This is a genomic window from Delftia sp. 60 (genome assembly GCF_002754395.1).
In the GTDB taxonomy this organism is placed as follows: domain Bacteria; phylum Pseudomonadota; class Gammaproteobacteria; order Burkholderiales; family Burkholderiaceae_C; genus Comamonas; species Comamonas acidovorans.
Genome location: NZ_PEFD01000001.1, coordinates 3,438,320 through 3,457,409, shown reverse-complemented (window position 1 = coordinate 3,457,409; position 19,090 = coordinate 3,438,320). Strand labels below are relative to the sequence as shown.

The 19,090-nt window shown below is 69.3% G+C and carries 17 protein-coding genes; 7 read left to right on the top strand and 10 right to left on the bottom strand.

The genetic code is table 11. The features are described 5' to 3' along the window. Window positions 1-2: 2 nt before the first annotated feature. The 3 genes from CLV01_RS15615 to CLV01_RS15605 all read right to left on the bottom strand — a co-directional run bounded on the left by CLV01_RS15615 (window position 3) and on the right by CLV01_RS15605 (window position 4,187). Complete coding sequence (locus tag CLV01_RS15615; protein WP_099735132.1) at window positions 3-1,364, bottom strand: efflux RND transporter periplasmic adaptor subunit; 1,362 nt, start codon at window positions 1,362-1,364, stop codon at window positions 3-5. A gap of 166 nt (window positions 1,365-1,530) precedes the next feature. Continuing rightward, window positions 1,531-2,955 (bottom strand): MFS transporter, encoded by a 1,425-nt coding sequence (locus CLV01_RS15610; protein WP_034392786.1) that lies wholly within the window; start codon window positions 2,953-2,955, stop codon window positions 1,531-1,533. Continuing rightward, window positions 2,952-4,187, bottom strand: coding sequence for a multidrug effflux MFS transporter (locus tag CLV01_RS15605; protein ID WP_013802722.1), 1,236 nt, complete (start codon window positions 4,185-4,187; stop codon window positions 2,952-2,954). The genes CLV01_RS15610 and CLV01_RS15605 overlap by 4 nt, the downstream gene beginning before the upstream one ends. Before the next feature lie 221 nt (window positions 4,188-4,408). Between CLV01_RS15605 and CLV01_RS15600 the strand changes: the two genes are divergently transcribed. Then, on the top strand, window positions 4,409-5,119 hold the full coding sequence (locus tag CLV01_RS15600) for an Lcl C-terminal domain-containing protein (protein WP_043820868.1): 711 nt from the start codon (window positions 4,409-4,411) through the stop codon (window positions 5,117-5,119). A gap of 3 nt (window positions 5,120-5,122) precedes the next feature. Here the strand turns inward: CLV01_RS15600 and CLV01_RS15595 are convergent, their stop codons facing one another. The 5 genes from CLV01_RS15595 to CLV01_RS15575 all read right to left on the bottom strand — a co-directional run bounded on the left by CLV01_RS15595 (window position 5,123) and on the right by CLV01_RS15575 (window position 9,361). Beyond that, window positions 5,123-6,028 (bottom strand): SDR family oxidoreductase, encoded by a 906-nt coding sequence (locus tag CLV01_RS15595; protein WP_099733884.1) that lies wholly within the window; start codon window positions 6,026-6,028, stop codon window positions 5,123-5,125. Between the two features lie 28 nt (window positions 6,029-6,056). After that, window positions 6,057-7,073 carry an NADP-dependent oxidoreductase gene (locus CLV01_RS15590; protein WP_013802725.1) on the bottom strand — a complete coding sequence of 339 codons (1,017 nt, stop codon included), beginning with the start codon at window positions 7,071-7,073 and terminating at the stop codon, window positions 6,057-6,059. A gap of 98 nt (window positions 7,074-7,171) precedes the next feature. Next, window positions 7,172-7,594 carry a PaaI family thioesterase gene (locus CLV01_RS15585; RefSeq protein ID WP_016446794.1) on the bottom strand — a complete coding sequence of 141 codons (423 nt, stop codon included), beginning with the start codon at window positions 7,592-7,594 and terminating at the stop codon, window positions 7,172-7,174. A 118-nt stretch (window positions 7,595-7,712) separates the two neighbouring features. Continuing rightward, window positions 7,713-8,504, bottom strand: coding sequence for an SDR family oxidoreductase (locus tag CLV01_RS15580; protein ID WP_012205198.1), 792 nt, complete (start codon window positions 8,502-8,504; stop codon window positions 7,713-7,715). 137 nt (window positions 8,505-8,641) lie between these two features. Beyond that, window positions 8,642-9,361 (bottom strand): methylated-DNA--[protein]-cysteine S-methyltransferase, encoded by a 720-nt coding sequence (locus CLV01_RS15575; protein WP_099735133.1) that lies wholly within the window; start codon window positions 9,359-9,361, stop codon window positions 8,642-8,644. Between the two features lie 163 nt (window positions 9,362-9,524). Between CLV01_RS15575 and CLV01_RS15570 the strand changes: the two genes are divergently transcribed. Together CLV01_RS15570 and CLV01_RS15565 are read left to right on the top strand one after the other, a co-directional pair. After that, complete coding sequence (locus CLV01_RS15570; protein ID WP_013802728.1) at window positions 9,525-9,839, top strand: hypothetical protein; 315 nt, start codon at window positions 9,525-9,527, stop codon at window positions 9,837-9,839. 176 nt (window positions 9,840-10,015) lie between these two features. Beyond that, window positions 10,016-10,975: a class I SAM-dependent methyltransferase gene (locus tag CLV01_RS15565; protein ID WP_043820865.1), complete on the top strand. Its 960-nt coding sequence runs from the start codon at window positions 10,016-10,018 to the stop codon at window positions 10,973-10,975. Here CLV01_RS15565 and eno read toward each other — a convergent pair. Beyond that, a complete protein-coding gene (gene eno / locus CLV01_RS15560; RefSeq protein WP_099733885.1) occupies window positions 10,930-12,255 on the bottom strand; it encodes a phosphopyruvate hydratase in 1,326 nt (441 codons plus the stop codon). The two genes, CLV01_RS15565 and eno, sit on opposite strands and share 46 nt — an antisense overlap. Between eno and CLV01_RS29145 the strand changes: the two genes are divergently transcribed. Both CLV01_RS29145 and CLV01_RS15555 read left to right on the top strand, forming a co-directional pair. Continuing rightward, on the top strand, window positions 12,254-12,394 hold the full coding sequence (locus tag CLV01_RS29145; protein WP_180288401.1) for a hypothetical protein: 141 nt from the start codon (window positions 12,254-12,256) through the stop codon (window positions 12,392-12,394). The genes eno and CLV01_RS29145 overlap by 2 nt on opposite strands. Continuing rightward, on the top strand, window positions 12,360-13,277 hold the full coding sequence (locus tag CLV01_RS15555) for a LysR substrate-binding domain-containing protein (RefSeq protein ID WP_099733886.1): 918 nt from the start codon (window positions 12,360-12,362) through the stop codon (window positions 13,275-13,277). The genes CLV01_RS29145 and CLV01_RS15555 overlap by 35 nt, the downstream gene beginning before the upstream one ends. 10 nt (window positions 13,278-13,287) lie before the next feature. On the opposite strand, the gene CLV01_RS15550 is transcribed toward CLV01_RS15555, so the two are convergent. Next, on the bottom strand, window positions 13,288-14,454 hold the full coding sequence (locus CLV01_RS15550; protein ID WP_257221316.1) for a helix-turn-helix domain-containing protein: 1,167 nt from the start codon (window positions 14,452-14,454) through the stop codon (window positions 13,288-13,290). Between the two features lie 125 nt (window positions 14,455-14,579). Between CLV01_RS15550 and CLV01_RS15545 the strand changes: the two genes are divergently transcribed. Continuing rightward, the gene (locus CLV01_RS15545; protein WP_099733888.1) at window positions 14,580-16,790 is read left to right on the top strand and encodes a TonB-dependent receptor domain-containing protein; all 2,211 of its coding nucleotides are present in this window, start codon (window positions 14,580-14,582) and stop codon (window positions 16,788-16,790) included. 142 nt (window positions 16,791-16,932) lie between these two features. Next, complete coding sequence (locus tag CLV01_RS15540) at window positions 16,933-19,056, top strand: PQQ-dependent dehydrogenase, methanol/ethanol family (RefSeq protein WP_099733889.1); 2,124 nt, start codon at window positions 16,933-16,935, stop codon at window positions 19,054-19,056. Window positions 19,057-19,090: the final 34 nt, after the last annotated feature.

Genomic DNA, 19,090 nt, shown 5'->3' with positions numbered 1-19,090 from the left:
GCTTAGCCGGCGGCGGGAGCAGGAGCCGCTGCCGGTGCAGGAGCTGGAGCAGGCGCCTTGTCCGCAGCGCCAGGTGCTGCCGGCCCGTCGGCCGGCTTGCCCTTGCGGGCCTGGGCCTTGGCGCGCAGGTCCACCTCCACGGCGCGCACCTTGTCGCCGGGCTTGATGCGCTGGAAGCCATCGACCACCACGCGTTCGCCGGCCGACAGGCCGTCCTGCAGCAGCCACATATTGCCCACGGCGCGGTCGATGTTCACGGGCCGGCGCTCGATCACGTCGTCGGCCTTGGCCACCAGCACGCTGGCCTTGCCGGTCAGGTCGCGCGTCACCGACTGCTGGGGCACCAGCAGCGCCTCGGGCGCCAGGCCCGTGGGCAGCAGCGCCTGCACATACATGCCGGGCATGAGAACGCCCTGCGGGTTGGGCACCACGGCGCGCAGCGTCACGCTGCCCGTGGTGGCATTGACGATCACGCCGGCAAACTGCAGCTTGCCCTGGTGGCTGTAGTCCGTGCCATCGTCCAGGCGGATGCGCACGGCCACCTTGTCGCCCTCCACCTTCTGGAAGCGCCCGGCATCCCAGTCGCGCTTGAGCTGCAGCAGCTCGCTGGTGGACTGGGTGAAGTCCACATACATGGGGTCCAGCTGCACGATGGAGGTCAGCGCCTCGGTCTGGTTGGCCGTCACCAGCGCGCCCGGCGTCACGGTGGACAGGCTGATGCGCCCGCTGATGGGCGCCTCGATGCGGCTGTACTTGAGGTTGATGCGCGCGGTCTCCAGATTGGCCTTGGCCACAGCCACGTCAGAGCGCGACTGAGCGGCAGCGGCCTGGCTTTCTTCAAACGCCTGCTGGCTGATGGCATCGATCTTGACCAGCTCGGCATTGCGCCGCGCTGTGGCCTCCAGCGTGCGGGCGCTGGCCTCGGACTTGGCCACGGCCGCCTGGGCGCTGGCCTCGGTGGCGCGCAGCGAGGCCGCGTCGATCTGGTAGAGCTGCTGGCCCTGGCGCACCAGCGCGCCCTCGGTGAACAAACGCTTTTGCACGATGCCCGATACCTGGGGCCGCACTTCGGCGGTCAGCGAGGCGCGCGTGCGGCCCGGCAGCGTGGCGTCCAGCTGCTGGCTCTGCTTTTGCAGCGTGACCACGCCCACCTCGGTCGCGGCCTTGGCCGTGGCGGCAGGTGCGGCATCCTTCTTGGAGCAGGCCGCAAGGCTTGCGGCCAGCGCCAGTGCGCACAGCACGGCGGTGCCGATGCGCCGGCCGCCGGCCGGCGAGGCGGAAGCTTGTACGTGCCCTGCGCCGGGCTGGGAATCGGAAGGCGCAGCAAGGCGCGGGCTCGGCGAAAAGGGCACGTCAGAAATCATGGGAGCAGCGAAGTCGTTGGGGGCATCGCACGATTGTGCAGTGCCCATATTTCTTGTTTGTAAAGCGGATGGCATGCCACCGAAATCTCCCGGCAAGTCCATCCAGGATGATGCATGTGTCGGAGCGCGCCGACACATGCAAGTTCAATGCCATTTACGGGCCTGTTCAGTGCTTAGGCACGGGTGCCGTGCGCACGCGCAGCAGGCTGAACACGCCCGCCATGGCCGCAAAGCAGCCCGCCACGGCCAGGGCCACGATTTCGGCATGGCCGCCATGCCCGCCCGCGAAGGTGAAGATGGTGGCCAGCACCACGGCGCCCAGGGTCTGCCCCGTGAGCCGCGCCGAACTCAGCATGCCGCCGGCCGCGCCGCTGCGCGCCAGGGGCGCCGTGGTCACGATGGTGTGGTTGTTGGGCGACTGGTACAGCGCAAAGCCGCTGCCCGCCAGCAGCATGCGCCAGACCATGTCCACGGTCGAAGGCGCATCGGGCATGGCCGCCAGCGCCCACAGCCCGCAGGCGAACATGGCCATGCCGATGCCGCCCAGCAGCCCGTCCGCATAGCGGCCGATGAGCCGGCCCGCGATGGGCGCCGTCAGCACCGTGGCCAGCGGCCAGGCCGTGATCAGCAGCCCGGCCTCGATGGGCGACATGCCGTGCGACTCCAGCAGCAGGAACGGCAGCGCCAGGTAGGCCAGCATCTGCGCGCAAAAGGCACTGACCGATCCGCACATGGACAGCGCAAACACCGGAATGCGCAGCAGGTCCACCGGCAGCAGCGGCGCTGGCAGGCGCCACTGGCGGCGCACATACCAGGCGCCCACCAGCAGGCCTGCGCCCAGCAGCCACCAGCCCGAAGGCAGGGAAGAATCGGCACCGCCGGCGCGCACGCCCAGCTGCTCGCCGCCCAGGAAGATCAGGCTGAACATGAGGATGTTGAGCAGCACATCCAGCGGTGACAGCCGCGCCCCTGCATGGCCGGCCACGGCATTGGCCGGCAGCGCGCGGCGCCCCAGCCACAGCGTGAACAGGCCCAGCGGCAGATTGGCCGCAAACAGCCAGGGCCAGCTGGCCACCGACAGAATCGCCGCTGCCACCGAGGGCCCGGCCATGGATGCCGTGGCCACCACCAGCGAATTCACGGCCATGCCCCGCCCCAGCAAGGCACGCGGATAGATCAGCCGCACCAGGGCGGCGTTCACGCTCATCACGCCCGCAGCGCCCAGGCCCTGCAGCGCCCGCGCCGCCACCAGCGTGGGCAGCGACGTGGCCAGCATGGCCGCCAGCGAGGCCACGGAAAACACCAGCATGCCCACCAGATACACACGGCGGTAGCCCAGGCGTTCGCCCAGGGCCGCCAGCGGCAGCAGCAGCACCAGGCTGGCAAGCTGGTAGGAATTGACCACCCACAGCGTATGGGCCGAGCTGGCCTGCAGCTCGCGCGCCATGGCAGGCAGTGCCAGATTGACCAGGGTGCTGTCCAGCACCGACAGCGTCAGCCCCAGGATGATAACCAGCATCGCTTGGCCGCGAGGGCCTGACGGAAGTCCATCGTGGACAGGCGCAGCCTCTGCCGCGGGTGCCAGGCTCATGAATGGTCCTTTGCGCCCACGCGATGGGCACGCGCACCACCCAGCGTGATCCAGGCCAGGGCCACACCGATCAGCGCGCCCGTGGCCATGCCCACCACCATGGGCAGGGGCTTGCCCGTGGAGAACAGGCCCACGATCTGCATGGCCGCAGCGCCCGACAGCATCTGCAGCGTACCCAGCAGCGCCGAGGCCGTGCCGGCAATGGCGCCGTGCTCCTCCAGCGCCAGCACCGAGGTCGTCGGAATCACCAGCCCCATCAGCGCGCTGGCCACGAAGTACAGGCCGATCAGCACGGCCAGCCGCTCACCGCCCAGCAGGTAGTACGACAGCAGCGACAGCATCACCAGGCCCGAGCCGGTGGCCGCCACCTTGACCACGCGCACCAGGCCGAAGCGCTGGCCCAGCCAGCCCGTGAACTGCGCCGCGCCGATGAAGGCGATGGCGTTCAGCCCGAAGGCCAGGCTGTACTGGGTGGAGCTCAGTCCGTAGTAATTGATCAGCACAAAGGGGGAGCCAGCCAGGTAGACGAAAAAGCCCGCCATGGCGCAGCCGCCGATGAAGACCAGGCCCAGGTAATGCCAGTCGCGCAGCAGCACGCCGTAGGCGCGCAGTGCGCCGGCCACGCTGCTGTCCAGCCGCGCGGCGGCCCCGCGCGTTTCCTTCAGGCCCATGAACACGGCCACCAGGCCGATCACGGCCGCCACGGCCACGGCCCAGAACACGCCGCGCCAGCTGCTGACGGCGATCACGCCGCTGCCGGCCAGCGGCGCCAGGATGGGAGAGACGCTGAACACCAGCATCAGCAGCGACATCATGCGGGCCGCCGCGTGGCCGGTGTGCAGGTCGCGCACCACGGCGCGCGGCACGGCCATTCCGGCGGCCGCGCCCAGGCCCTGGATGAAGCGCAGCACCACCAGCGTCTCGATGCTGGTGGCCATGGCGCAGCCCACGCTGGCCAGCGCGAACACAGTCAGGCCGAAGTACAGCGGCGGCTTGCGCCCCACCATGTCCGAGACCGGCCCGTACAGCAGCTGGCCCACGCCCAGCGAGAGGAAGAAGGCCGTCAGGCTGGCCTGCACCGCGCCCACCTGGGCGCCCAGGCTGCTGCCGATCTGGGGCAGCGCGGGCAGGTACATGTCGATGGCAAACGGACCGATGGCCGAGAGCAGGCCCAGGATCAGCACCAGGCGCAGTGTGTGGGAATCAGGGGAAGCGGGAGAAGAGGAAGGCATAGACGCAGACATAGACGCGCCATTGTGGCGGCAAGCGCGCGGGGCTGCAGGAGGCTGCTCACATTTCCTGGGCATGCAGCCCCGCGCACCTGGCGGTGGCGGCTTGCCGTGGCACAAATTCAGAAGCCCGCAATCCTGTTACGCTCAGATACGAGATTGCCACCCGAGAGGCCAACCCACCTTTTCATCGCTTGCAACTGCCATCGCCACTGCAACACACCATGCGCCCATCCCTGCCTTCCCTTCCACCGGCCCTGAATGCATTGCCAGGGCCCCTGCTCGCCGCCCTGCTGCTGGGTGTCTGCACGCTGGGTTCTGCCCAGGCAGCGCAGCGAGAGACACAGCAGGAGGCACAGCGCGGCCCCAGGCCCGGCGCCGCTCCTGTGCTGGAAGTATCCGAAGACGGCCGCGACGTGATCGACCGGCGCGCCCGCCTGCTGTGGCCGCGCTGCGTGGAAGGCATGCAGTGGAATGGCAAGACCTGCACGGGCCTGCCTGAGCTGTTCACGCACAAGCAGGCGCAGGCCCTGGCCGCCGAGCGGGCCAAGCAGGACGGCGTGCGCTGGCGCCTGCCGCGCGTCAACGAGATGCGCCGGCTGATCTCGCGCGATATACGGCCGCAAGGCCTGTCGCCCGAGCTGTTCCCGGGCGCGCCGCGCGGCTGGCACTGGACGGGCACTGCAGCGGTGAACGCGCGGCCCGTCAATCCCTACAACTACAGCAACATCTCGGGCAGCGCCGGTACGCAGCTGTCGGCCCAGCAGGCCTGGGCGATTGACCTCGACAGCCTGGAGACGCGACCCGACATGGGGCGCGGCAACCAGCTCATGGTGCGGCTGGTGCGGCCCCTGCCCTCCGCGCCGCCCGATGAAAAGGCCGAGGCTCCCGCCAGGCCGGCCCCCCACAGGCCGGACCCGGACGAGGAGGACTGACGCTCAGGCCGCGCGCAGCGAGGCCTTCAAGCTGGCGCCCAGTTCGGGCTTGTGCGCGAACGGGTCGGTGGGATTGCGCCCCTGCACCACATCTTCCATGCGGGTCTGGACCGAGCCCAGGGCCTGCGGATGGCTGTAGATGTAGAACTGGTTGGCCGCAATGGCGTCGAAGACCTTCTGCGCCACATCGGGGGCCGTGACCTTGCCCGAGCCCACGGCCTTCTCGCTCATGGCCTGGCCGATCTTCTGGCTGGCCGTCAGCGGCTGGGCGGCCAGATGGCTGGGCCGGTTGCGCTCGCTGTGGCTGATGCCCGTGGGAACGAAGAAGGGGCACAGCACGCTGGCGCTGATCTGGTCGGAGACCAGGGCCAGGTCCTGGTACAGCGTCTCGGTCAGGCTCACCACCGCGTGCTTGCTGACGTTGTAGATGCCCATGTTGGGCGGCGCCAGCAGGCCGGCCATGCTGGCCGTGTTGACGATGTGGCCCTCGAAGGACGGGTCGGCCTTGGCGGCCTCCAGCATCATGGGCGTGAACAGCCGCACGCCATGGATCACGCCCCAGAGGTTGACGCCCAGCACCCACTGCCAATCTTCCAGCGTGTTCTCCCAGACCAGCCCGCCCGCGCCCACGCCTGCGTTGTTGAACACGAAGTGCGGCGCGCCGAACTGCTGGCGCACCTCATCGGCCAGGGCCTGCATCTGGGCTGCGTCGGACACATCCAAGCGGCGTGCCAGCACGCGCACGCCCTGCCCTTCGAACTCGGCGGCAGCCCTGTCCAGCGCCTCCTGCTGCACATCGACCAGCACCAGGTTCATGCCCAGCTTCGCGCCAATGCGCGCGCACTCCAGGCCGAAGCCCGAGCCCGCGCCCGTCAACACCGCCGTCTTGCCCTTGAAGTTCTTGATCATTCCCTTGTCTCCTGGTTTTTGTGGTGGTTCAGATCAATTTGACGAGTTGCTTTCCGAAGTTCTTGCCCTTGAGCAGACCCAGGAAAGCGGAAGGTGCGGAAGCAATGCCTTCGGCAATGCTCTCGCGCGGGCGCAGCTTGCCGGTGCCCACCAGGCGGCCCAGTTCCTGCAGCGCCTCGGGCCAGACTTCCATGTGCTCGCTGACGATGAAGCCTTCGATGCGGATGCGGTTGATCAGGATGAGAGCGGGATTGGTCATGGGCAGCGGCGTGCCGTCGTAGCCGGCGATCATTCCGCACAGCGCGATGCGCGCAAAGGCATTGGTGCGCAGCAGCACGGCGTCGAGGATGTAGCCGCCCACGTTCTCGAAGTAGCCGTCGATGCCCTGCGGGCAGGCGTCCTTGAGCGCCTTGGCCATGGTCTTGGTGTCGGGGTGCTCGCGGTAGTCGATGCAGGCGTCGAAGCCCAGCTCCTCGGTGGCGTAGCGGCACTTCTCGGGGCCGCCCGCAATGCCCACCACGCGGCAGCCGCGTGCCTTGGCCAGGGCCGCGAAGGCGCTGCCCACGGCGCCCGTGGCGGCGCTGACCACCACGGTCTCACCGGCCTTGGGGGCGATGATCTTGACCAGGCCGTACCAGGCCGTCACGCCGGGCATGCCCACGGCGCCCAGGTAGTGCGACAGCGGCACATGGGTGGTGTCCACCTTGCGCAGCATGCCGGGCGCATCGCCATCGACCACGCTGTATTCCTGCCAGCCGCCCATGCCCACGACCTTGTCGCCAACGGCAAACTTGGGATGACGGCTTTCCACCACCTCGCCCACGGTGCCGCCGATCATCACCTCGCCCAGCGGCTGCGGCTGGGCGTAGCTCTTGCTGTCATTCATGCGGCCGCGCATGTAGGGGTCCAGGCTCAGGTAGTGGTGGCGCACCAGCACCTGGCCTTCGGCCAGCGCGGGGGTCTCGGTCTTGGCGAGGCGGAAATTGCTTTCCACGGCTTCGCCCTCGGGGCGGTTGTCGAGCAGGATCTGCTGGTTCACGGGCATGGGAAAACCTCCGGTGGCATCACAAACAATGGAACCAGTTCCCGGTGCTGCCGGGGCTGGCGTGTGGCATTGGGTATCTGGCAGATTCGCCGTGCGGATCAGTCCGTGGCGAGGGTTGTCTCGGCGGCGGCCGGCTTGGCCACGCGCGGCATGTACTTGAACGTTCCGGTCGCATGGCTGCACAGCCGGCCCGAGGCATCGAACACGCGCGCCTCGGTATAGGCCATGGAACGCGTGCGGTGCAGCACCACGCCCTTGGCCACCAGGGGGCCGCGTGCGGGCTGCATGAAGCTGGTCTTCATCTCGATGGTCACGCAGCCCATGTCGCGCTGCAGGCTGCGTGCGGCCACGGCCATGGTCACGTCCAGCAGGGTCATGGTGGCGCCGCCGTGGGTCACGTCAAAGGTGTTCAGGTGCTCGGGACGCGCCTCGAAGCGCAGTTCGGACTCCCCGTCCTCCATGCGGTGCAGGGTGAAACCCAGGTGGTCGACGAAGGGGATGGGGTGGCCAAAATCCAGCACGAAATTCTCCAGTTCAGATCGCAATGGAGGCGAGCATAAGGGCGCCCGAAGGCACCATGGCGCGCGGCGGCCCGATCTGCGGGAAAAACTGTCACCTCGGCAGCAGCGCCGCTGCGGCTCAACCGCCCACCAGGGCGCTGACGCCGCCGTCCACGGCCACCCACTGGCCCGTGATGTGCTTGCCCGCGTCGCTGGCGTACAGCAGGGTCAGGCCCTTGAGGTCCTCGTCGTCGCCCAGGCGGCGCAGCGGGGCGTGAGATTTCATTTCATCCTCGCCCAGGGTCTCGATCAGCACGCTGGCCATCTTGGTCTTGAAGAAGCCCGGGCAGATGGCGTTGACGTTGATGCCGTGCACGCCCCACTCGCCGGCCAGCGCGCGCGTGAAGTTGATGACCGCGCCCTTGGAGGTGTTGTAGGCAATGGTCTTCATGCCCAGCGGATTGCCACCCAGCCCTGCGATGGAGGCCAGGTTGATGATGCGCCCGGTCTTGCGCGGGATCATGCTGCGCCGCGCGATCTGCTGGCTCAGCAGGAAGTAGCCGCGCACGTTGAGGTTCATCACCTTGTCCCAGGCGGCCACCGGGTGCTCCTCGGCTGGCGCGCCCCAGCTGGCGCCTGCGTTGTTGATGAGGATGTCCACCTGGCCCAGGCGCTCCAGGGTCTCGGCGGCCAGGCGCTCGATGTCGGCCTCGTTGGCGCAGTCGGCGGCGATCCAGCGGGCGTCGATGCCTGCGGCCTGCAGCTCGGCAGCGGCTTCCTCCAGGTCGGCGGCCTTGCGCGAACTCAGCATGATCCTGGCGCCCGCCTCGCCCAGCGCATGGGCCATCTGCAGGCCCAGGCCGCGCGAGCCGCCGGTCACCAGGGCCGTCTTGCCGGTGAGGTCGAAAAGTTGCTGCACATTGCGAGTCATTCGTCTGTCTCCTGCGCCGGGTCTTGTGTTCCGGTCATGGTTGGAATGGAGGGCGGCCATCCCCAAGCGGAACAGCCTGCAGCGGCGATTGTGCAAGCCGCCCCGCCGTGCCGCATGTCACATGCGTGTCCGGCCCGTCAATCCCCGAACAGCGAGCGCGTGCCGCCCCAGGCCGCACCCTCGATCTCCAGCATGCGCAGCTTGGTCAGCGCGCCGCCGCCGCCCGAAAAACCGCCCGGCTGGGCGCCGGCAGCCAGCACGCGGTGGCAGGGAATCACGGGCGCAAAAGGGTTGAGGCCCAGCGCCTGTCCCACGGCGCGCGACAGGCCCACCTCGCCCAACTCGCGCGCGATCTCGCCATAGGTGCGCGTATGGCCGGGCGCAATGGCGCGCGTCAGGTCATAGACGCGGCGGTGAAAGTCCGACACACCGTGCCAGTCCAGCGCCAGCCCGGCCAGATCCGGCAGTGCCTCGCCTGCGGGCAGCATGCGCCGTGCCCTTAGATCGGGCAGCACCGGGCCGTCACGCAACTGCTGTGCGCTGGGCGCGGAAGGCTCCAAGGTCCATTCGCCATGGCCCGCCATGAGCACCTGCACGCCGGCGATGGCCTGTGCCACGCTGGCCGGCAGGTCCTCGGCCCGCGCCGCTGCGGCGTAGCTGCCCGGTCTGCGCAATTGCACGCCGCGCAGCATGCGCGTGCGCGTGGCGGCCGGGCCGTCCACCTCAGGCAACTGAAAGGCCACCAGGCCGCAGGCGCCCCAGGCCACGCCGCAGGGCCCCACGCGCGTGGCAAACAGCGCATGGCCCGTGGCTTCGGGGTCCCAGGCCGGGCTGCCCGTGGTCGATTCGTTCTTCATGGCGATGGTTTTCTCCTTGCAGGCGATTGTGGCCGCATGGCTGCAGCCGCTGCCCGGCAGCGACCCCACCGGGATAACACTGTAAAAAAACACCGGAAAATACTGGATGTGCAGCCAGTTAATACTGTATATTTCGCCAGTCATCATCCTCACCTCGTGAACCATGGACATGCAAGAAGCCGCCTTCACCGTCACCTTGTGTGACTACCCCAACCTGCCCGAGCAGGAACGCAACAAGGCCGAGGCACGCTATGCCCGCGTGCTCGAACGCCAGCTCGGCAGCGCCGAGCAGGTCAGTGAAACCCTGTACCTGGTAGAGGGCCTGGAAGACACGCCCCCTGAAGAAATCAGCGACGACGCCAAGCTCGCCTTCGCCCGCTGGATGAAGGCTGCGCGCGCCGCCACCGAGGCCGGCATGCAGGGCCTGGGCGACGGCGAATGCAGTTTCTTCGAGGTGCGGCGCGGCTGGCGGCATTGAGCCTGCCCGCAGCACCGCTGAATGGGGCCTGAAACCAGGTTTGCCCGGGTTTGCCTGGGCAAGGCCCCAAACTGCATACACTGGCAGACCTTTTCGTCACCCCCTGCCTGGAACCATACGGTTCCATACGGTTCCACCCGGCACACCCGGCGCCCCTGCCAGATCCAGCCTCTCCCATGCAAGCCCTGCTCGACGCCATCGCCCGGATGGCCCTGCCCTCCGACGCCCAACGCATCTTCCACGGCCGTGGCGGCCTGTACCCGGGCTGCGAGCATCTGGTGCTCGACGCCTTCCCGCCCGTGCTGGTGCTCACCAGCTTCCAGCCGCTGGACGATGACGCCCTGGCCGCCATCGGCACAGCGCTGTCACTGCGCTGGAGCGAACTGGCACCGGACCAGCCCCTGAACTGGGTCTACCAGCTGCGCCAGCCCGCCGCGCCCGCCGAAACGCGGCTCATGGCCGGCGAGGTGCCGGACCCCCACATCGTCACCGAGGCCGGCACGCGCTACCGCGTGCAGGTGCTGCGCGGCCAGAACCACGGCCTGTTCCTGGACATGGCCGAAGGCCGGCGCTGGGTGCACGCGCATGTCGCCAACCATCCCGAGCACCGCCACGGCATCAAGGTGCTCAACCTGTTCGCCTATACCTGCGCCTTTTCGGTGGTGGCCCTGCAGGCCGGGGCGCGCCATGTGATGAACATGGACATGGCCCAGGGCGCGCTGGCCACGGGCCAGCAGAACCACCGGCTCAACGATCTGTCGGGCGCCAGTTTCCTGGCCCACGACATCTTCAGCAGCTGGGGCAAGATCACGCGCGGCGGGCCCTACCACCTGATCGTGGTGGACCCGCCCAGCTACCAGAAGGGCAGCTTCGTCGCCACCAAGGACTATGCCCGCCTGATGCGCCGCCTGCCCGACCTGCTGCGCCCCGGCGGCCATGTGCTGCTGTGCCTGAACGCGCCGGAGATGGGCACGCAGTTCCTGACATCGCAGATGCAGGAAGTGGCGCCCGAGCTGGAATTCGTCGAGCGCCTGGCCAACCCGGCCACCTTCGCCGACATCGACGCCGAGCGCAGTCTCAAGGTGCTGGTCTACAGGGCACCCGCAACATCCGCAGCGGCCGACACGGCTTCCTGACCCGCCCGGCCCTTGAGCGCACGGCGCCCCGCATAGACGGCGGCCGAGCCCAGTTCGCGCTCGATGCGCAGCAGCCGGTTGTACTTGGCCGTGCGGTCGGCGCGCGACAGCGAGCCGGTCTTGATCATGGCGCACTGGGCGGCCACGGCCAGGTCGGCAATGCTGGTGTCCTCGGTCTCGCCCGAGCGGTGCGACATCACCACGCCGTAGCCCGCGCCATGCGCCAGGCGCAGCACGTCCCAGGTCTCGGTCAGCGTGCCGATCTGGTTGATCTTGACCAGGATGGCGTTGCCCACGCCCTGTGCAATGCCGCCCTCGAACAGGCCGGGGTTCGTGCAGAACACATCGTCACCCACCAGCTGGCAGCGTCCGCCCAGGCGCCGGCCCAGGGCCTGCCAGCCCTCGATATCGTCCTCGGCCATGCCGTCCTCGATGGAGACGATGGGGTAGTGCTCCACCAGTTGCGCCAGGTAGTCCACCTGCTGCTGGCGGCTGCGCACCAGGCCCTCGCCCGCGTAGCGGTAGCCGTCCTCGCCATGGAATTCGCTGGCGGCCGGGTCCAGCGCCAGGGCGATGTCCCTGCCGGGGCGCAGGCCGGCGCGCTCGATGGCGGCCATCAGGTGGTCCAGCGCCTCGGGCGCGCTGCGCAGGGCGGGCGCAAATCCGCCCTCGTCGCCCACGTTGACGCTGTGGCCTGCGGCCTTGAGCGCATGGCGCAGCGTGTGAAAGACCTCGGCGCCCATGCGCAGCGCCTCTCCGAAGCTGTCCGCCCCCACCGGCAGCAGCATGAACTCCTGGAAGTCCAGCGGATTGTCGGCATGGGCGCCGCCGTTGATGACATTGATCATGGGCACGGGCAGCACGCGCGCCTGGGCGCCGCCCATGTGCCGCCACAGCGGCATGCGCTGGCTGGCCGCCGCCGCGCGGGCCACGGCCAGCGACACGCCCAGCAGCGCGTTGGCGCCCAGCCGGCTTTTGCCGGGCGTGCCGTCCAGCGCCATCATGGCCGTGTCGATGCAGCCCTGGGCGTCGGCCCGCATGCCGCGCAGCAGATCGCGCAGCTCGGTGTTGACGGCCTGCACCGCCCCCAGCACGCCCTTGCCCAGATGGCGCGAGGCATCGCCGTCACGCCGCTCCAGCGCCTCATGCCGCCCCGTGGAGGCGCCCGAGGGCACCAGGGCCAGGCCGCGCGCGCCGTCCTCCAGTTCGACCTCGACCTCCACGGTGGGGTGGCCCCGGCTGTCCAGCGCCTCATGGGCCGCGATATCGGTGATCTGCATGGAAACTCCTTTTCGTCAAGAAATTGAACTATTCAAAGAGCTGGCAAGCCTGCACAACTCCAATGAACAGGCGTCCATGCTAGAAATCACGGCGATGCGGGACAATGCAGTTTTTCTGCCCATGCGTCAGCTTTTCTGACGAATTGATTGCCATGAGACAACTGCCACCGCTGGCCGCCCTGCGCGCCTTCGAGGCCATTGCCCGCACCGGCTCGGTGACCCGCGCGGCCGAGGAACTGTGCCGCGGCCACGGTGCCATCAGCCGCCACCTGCGCCTGCTGCAGGAGCATGCGGGCGCGGCGCTGTTCAAGAAAGAAGGCACGGGCCTGCGCCTGACCGAGGCCGGCGCCGCCTTCCATGCCTCGGTGCGCACGGCCTTCGACCAGCTGGAGGCCGCCTATGCCCAGCTGGCGCGCGACGCCCAGGCGCCGGGGCTGCATGTGGCCTGCAGCGCCACCTTTGCCATGCGCTGGCTGGTGCCGCAGCTGGCGGTGTTCTACCGCAGCCACCCGCATATCCGCATCCGCCTGTCCATGACCTCGGCGCGCGAGATGCGCCACGAGGGCGCCGACCTGCTCATTGCCTGGGACCTGTCCACCTATGCCGAGGCCGACCGCCGCCGCGCCATCGAACTGGCGCCCGTGCACTTCGGCGCCGTCTGCACGCCGGCCTATGCCCGGCGCCGGCCCGCCAATCGCGCGCGCATTGCACATGAGTACACGGCCAGCGCCTGGAACCAGTGGGAAGCACTCACGGGCCAGCCCGTGGCCCTGGGCGAGACGCTGGCGTTCCCGCACACCCACCTGTGCATAGAGGCGGCACTGTCGGGCCTGGGCGTTGCCCTGGTGGAGCAGCGGCTGATCGCACGCGAGCTCAAGGAGGGGCTGCTGGTGGCGCCCCATGGCTTCGTGCCCTTCGAGGGCGGCCTGCGCGCCGTGCCCGCCGCAGGGCGCACGCTGCCGGCCCAGGCGGGGGTCTTCATCGAATGGATGCGCAGCGCGCTGGCCGCCGTGCCGGCATAGGCCAGACGGCCTAGGCCCTGCCCCATTCGCGCAGGCGCCGGTACAGCAGCCCGCGCGAGACGCCCAGCATGCGGGCGGCCTGCGAGATATTGCCCTGGCAGCGGGCCAGGGCCTGCTCGATCAGCTCGCGGCTGGCCTCGCCCAGGGAAGACGGTGCCTCGGACGGCGCCTCGGCGGGCGGTGGCAGGGCCTCGATGGCCGGCAGCACCTCCTCGACCTGGGAAGATGCCTCATCCAGCTGCACCTGCATCCACAGCGTCAGCCCCGTGGGCAGCATCTGCGGGCGCGCCTGGCCGTGGTGGGCCAGCTCCAGCAACTGGTTCAGGCCCAGGCCGAAGACTTCCTCTGCCGCCAGCCCCTCGGCGGGCCGGCGCGGGCTGTCGAACAACTGGGCACCCACGCCGTTGAACCAGCGCACCATGCCGCCGCCATCCACGGCGGCCAGCCCTTCCAGCGGCGTGCCGAACATGCTGCGGCTGGACTGGAAGCGCAGCAGCAGGTGCATGCGGGCAGCGCCCACCAGCAGCCGGTTCTCGATGCAGGTGGCGTACATATGGGCCATGGCGCCCGCATCAAAGCGAAAGGGGCCCGCCTCGCTGCTCAGGTCCAGCATGGCCACGGTGCGCCCGCTGGCGTCGCGCACGGGCGCGGCCGCGCAGTGCAGCGAGGCCAGGCAGCGAAAGAAATGCTCGCCGCCACGCACATGGCAGACCTCGCCCGTGCGCACGGCCACGCCGGGTGCGCCCGTGCCCACGGCATCCTCGGCAATGTTCACGCCCACGCGCGCAGCCGTCAGCAGCAGCGGGCCGTCGCCCGGCGTGGGGCGCGAGGCGATCAGCACCACGCCCTCGCTGCAGGTGAGCATGGCGCGCGCCTGGCTGCCCGCGATCACGGTCTCGAGTTCGGCGATGGGGTCGCGCGCCGCCTCGATCAGCGCGCGGTTGCGGGTCAGCAAGGTGGCCGTGCGGATCTTGCTGACCGGGTCGAAGCTGATCTTCTCGTCGGGGCTGCGGCTTGCGCCCAGGCAGCGCGTCCAGGACTGCAGCACGGGCTCGGACACCAGGCCCGAGGGGCGCTCGCCACGCTCGAAATAGCGCTCGCGCGCCAGCGCCACCCGGTCCTGGCGCGTGGCATAGAAGGGGTTGGAGGGCAGTGGGGCGGAAGGCGGCTGTTGCATGACGGACATCAAAACTGCCGCGATTGTTGTTCCGCCACGGCACAGGACAGCACTAGGGAAATCACCCGTGTTGGAACAGGTTCCCGGGCTCGGTAACCTCGGGCATCGCCACAGGCCCGCCCGCAATGACACGCTCCCCACACAGCACAAGACACACCCGGCCCGCCCTGTCCACCCTGGGCGCCGCACTGGCCTGTACGCTGCACGCGCTGCCCGCCCACGCGGCGGACGCAGCGCAGGACTCCAGCGAGGCCCTGCTCGCCCCCGTGGTCATCACGGCCAGCCAGCCCGGCGCCGGCCCCGACCTGTGGCGTGCCACCGCCGCCATCGACAGCGTGGAAGGCGCCGTGCTGCGAGACGGGCAGATGCAGATCAACCTGTCCGAGAGCCTGGCGCGCGTGCCGGGCCTGGTGGTGCTGAACCGCCAGAACTTCGCTCAGGACCTGCAGATCTCGGTGCGCGGCTTCGGTGCGCGCTCCACCTTTGGCGTGCGCGGGCTGCGCCTGTACGTGGACGGCATTCCGGCAGGCGCGCCCGACGGCCAGGGCCAGGCCGCCAACTTCACGCTGGGCAATGCGGCACGCCTGGACGTGGTGCGCGGCCCGGCCGCCGTGCTCTACGGCAACAGCGCAGGCGGTGCACTGCTGCTGTACACCGAAGACGGCGAGGAACCCGGCCTGTGGCGCAGCGGCATGGCCGTGGGGCCGGACGGGCTGTGGCGCCTGTCCACCCAGCTGCGCGGCACTATCGGGGGCGGAAAGCCGGACCAGGCGGATGGCGGCTCCGCCCCCTGGCGCTATGCCATCCACATCGAGCGCTTCGCCACCGACGGCATGCGCCCCCAGTCGGCCGCCGACCGCAGCACGGCCCACATGAAGCTGTCACGCAAGCAGGGCGACGACCAGTGGCTGCTGCAGTACCAGGAGCAGCGCGCCAGCGCCCAGGACCCGCTGGGCCTGACACGCGCCGAGTTCGAGGCCGACCCCGGCCAGACCACGGCCAGCGCGCTGCGTTTCAATACGCGCAAAAGCGTGCGCCAGCGCCAGCTGGGCGCCGCCTGGCAGCACCAGTTCGGCGCGGGCCAGCGCCTGGAACTCATGGCCTATGCGGGTACGCGCTCCGTGCTGCAGTACCAGTCCATTCCCGTGGCCACGCAGGCGCCGCCCTCGCATTCAGGCGGCGTGATCGACCTGGACCGCGACTACGCGGGCATGAACCTGCGCTGGCGCAGCACCCATGAGGATGTGGCCGGCGGCCGGCTGGACTGGTCGGCGGGCCTGGCCTACGACTGGCAGGGCGAGACCCGGCGCGGCTACGAGAACTTCATCGGCAGCCAGCTCGGCGTGCAGGGCCGGCTGCGCCGCGACGAACGCAACCAGGCGCGCTCCGCCGACCCCTACCTGCAGGCCGAGTGGAGCACGCAGAACCTGGGCTTGAGCGCCGGCCTGCGCCAGGCGCGCGTGCGCTACCGCTCCGAGGACCACTACATCGCAGCCGGCAATGGCGACGACAGCGGCAGCATGGCTTGGCGCGGCTGGCTGCCCTCGCTGGGCCTGCGCGTGAACCTGCTGCCGGACCTGGTGGCGCACGCATCGGTGGGCCGGGGCATGGAAACGCCCACGCTCAACGAAGTGGCCTACCGGCCCGGTGGCCAAAATGGCATGAACAGCGGCCTGAACACCGGCCTGGCCGCCAGCGCCCACAACACCGTCGAGGTCGGCCTGCGCGGGCGCCACGGCAACGCGGGCTGGAACCTCACGCTGTTCGAGACCCATACCCAGCGCGAACTCACCGTGCTGTCCAACACGGGCGGGCGCGCCACCTACCAGAACGCAGGCCGCACGCTGCGCCGGGGGCTGGAATTCTCGGGCAACGCCCAATGGGGACCGCTCACGGCCAGCACCGCCCTGACCTTGCTGCAAGCCCGCTACCGCGACAGCTTCCTGACCTGCGAGGCCACGCCCTGCACCACGCCCACCGCGCCGGTGGATGCCGGCGCGCGCCTGGCCGGCACCGCGCCGCGCCGCCTGTGGAGCGAGCTGGCCTGGCAGCTGTCGCCGCAATGGACCTGGACCGTGGACATGCTGCACAGCGGCCCCGTGGCCGTGAACGACCGCAACACCGACCGCGCGGCCGGCTACACCGTCTGGGGCTCCAGCCTGCGCTGGTCACGGCAATGGCAGCAGTGGAGCGCCCAGACCTTTGTGCGGCTGGACAACCTGTTCGACCGACGCTTTGCAGGGTCGGTCATCGTCAACGAGGGCAACCAGCGGTACTTCGAGCCGGGTGCGGGACGCGGGCTGTCGGCCGGGGTCACGGTCAGCCGGACGTTCTGAGCTGTTCCACGGCGGTACAGATCCGCCCCCGGGTAAATCCGAATGTTGTGGCGCCGGGGCGCTTTTTTTATCGTCTCCCACATGGTGCCCTTGCCCCCAGCGCCATGCACGCAAAAACAAACCACACAGGAGACGAGACAACATGAAGACCCACGTGCTTTCCTCCACGCTGCTGGCCGCCGGCCTGGTGCTGGCCCTGCCGGGCGCCGCGCTGGCGCAGGCCGGCCTGCCAAGCAAAGGCTCGCCCGAGCACATACGCGCCGTCACCTCGCGCATCGACTCGCAGAGCATCCGCGACAACGCGCGCAGCTCCAAGGACTGGCCCAGCTACGGCATGGACTACAGCGAGACGCGCTTTTCCAAACTCAGGCAGCTGGACACGGCCAATGTGAAGCGGCTGGGCCTGGTCTGGTCGTATGACCTGGAATCCACGCGCGGCGTGGAGTCCACGCCCGTGGTGGTCGATGGAATCATGTACGTCACGGCCAGCTGGAGCGTGGTGCATGCGGTGGACGTGCGCACCGGCAAGCGCCTGTGGAGCTACGACCCCGGCGTGGACCGTGCCAACGGCTTCAAGGGCTGCTGCGACGTGGTCAACCGGGGCGTGGCGGTCTACAAGGGCAAGGTGTATGTGGGCGCCTTCGATGGCCGCCTGGTGGCGCTGGACGCGGCCACGGGCCAGAAGGTCTGGGAGCAGGACACCATCATCGACCGCGCCTACTCGTACACCATCACGGGTGCGCCGCGCGTCATCAAGGGCAAGGTGCTGATCGGCAACGGCGGCGCCGAGTACGGCGTGCGCGGCTATGTCACGGCCTATGACGCCGAGACCGGCGCGCAGCAATGGCGCTGGTTCACCGTGCCAGGCGACCCATCCAAGCCGTTCGAGAACGAGGCCATGGCGCGCGCCGCCAAGACCTGGGACCCGGCCGGCAAGTGGTGGGAGGCCGGTGGCGGCGGCACGGCCTGGGACACCATGGCCTATGACCCCGAGCTCAACCTCATGTACATCGGCACGGGCAACGGCTCGCCCTGGGCGCAAGCCAAGCGCAGCCCGGCCGGTGGCGACAACCTGTACCTGGCCAGCATCGTGGCGCTGAACCCCGATACGGGCGAGTACGTCTGGCACTACCAGGAAACGCCGGGCGACAGCTGGGACTTCACCTCCACACAGCCCATGGTGCTGGCCGACATCAAGGTGAGCGGCAAGCCGCGCAAGGTCATCCTGCATGCGCCCAAGAACGGCTTCTTCTTCGTGATCGACCGCACCAACGGCCAGTTCATCTCGGCCAAGAACTTCGTCGACGTGAACTGGGCCAGCGGCTACGACGCCAAGGGCCGGCCCATCGAGACGCCGATTGCGCGCAGCGGCGACCGCGCGCGCGACGTGATCCCCAGCCCCTTCGGCGCGCACAACTGGCATTCCATGTCCTACAGCCCCGACACGGGCCTGGCCTACCTGCCGGCCCAGCATGTGCCGCTGACCCTGCAGGACAACAAGAACTGGAAGTTCAACGGCGGCTCCCTGCCCGAGCCGCACAGCAATATCGGCTGGAACACGGCCACGCTGATCAACATGGAGCCGCCCAAGAGCACGCCCTTCGGCCGCCTGATCGCCTGGGACCCGGTGGCGCAGAAGGAGCGCTGGCGTGTGGAGCATGCCTCGCCCTGGAACGGCGGCACGCTGGCCACGGCGGGCAACCTGGTGTTCCAGGGCACGGCCGACGGCCGCTTCGTGGCCTATGACGCGCGCAACGGCAAGAAGCTCTGGGAAAAGCCCACGGGCACGGGCGTGGTGGCCGCACCCATCACCTATGAGGTCGATGGCCGGCAGTACGTCTCCATCGCCGTGGGCTGGGGCGGCGTCTACGGCCTGGCCGCGCGCCACACCGAGCGCAAGGGCCCGGGCACGGTCTACACCTTCGCGCTGGATGGCAAGGCCGAGGCGCCTGCCTTCGTCGCCTACCAGCAGGGCAAGCTGCTGCAGGGCGTGCCCTACGACAAGAGCCTGGTGGCCGAAGGCACGGCCCTGTACGTCAGCAACTGCGCCTTCTGCCACGGCGTGCCCGGCGTGGACCGGGGCGGCAACCTGCCCAACCTCGGCTACCTGGACCCGGCCTATATCGAGCACCTGGACAAGTTCATCTTCAAGGGCCCGGCCATGTCGCGCGGCATGCCCGACTTCACGGGCAAGCTGAGCATGGAAGACGTGGAAAAGATCAAGGCCTTCATCCAGGGCACGGCCGACGCGGTGCGGCCCAAGTAAGCGGCTCCCGCCCCGCTTCCTCTCTCTCCCCCAC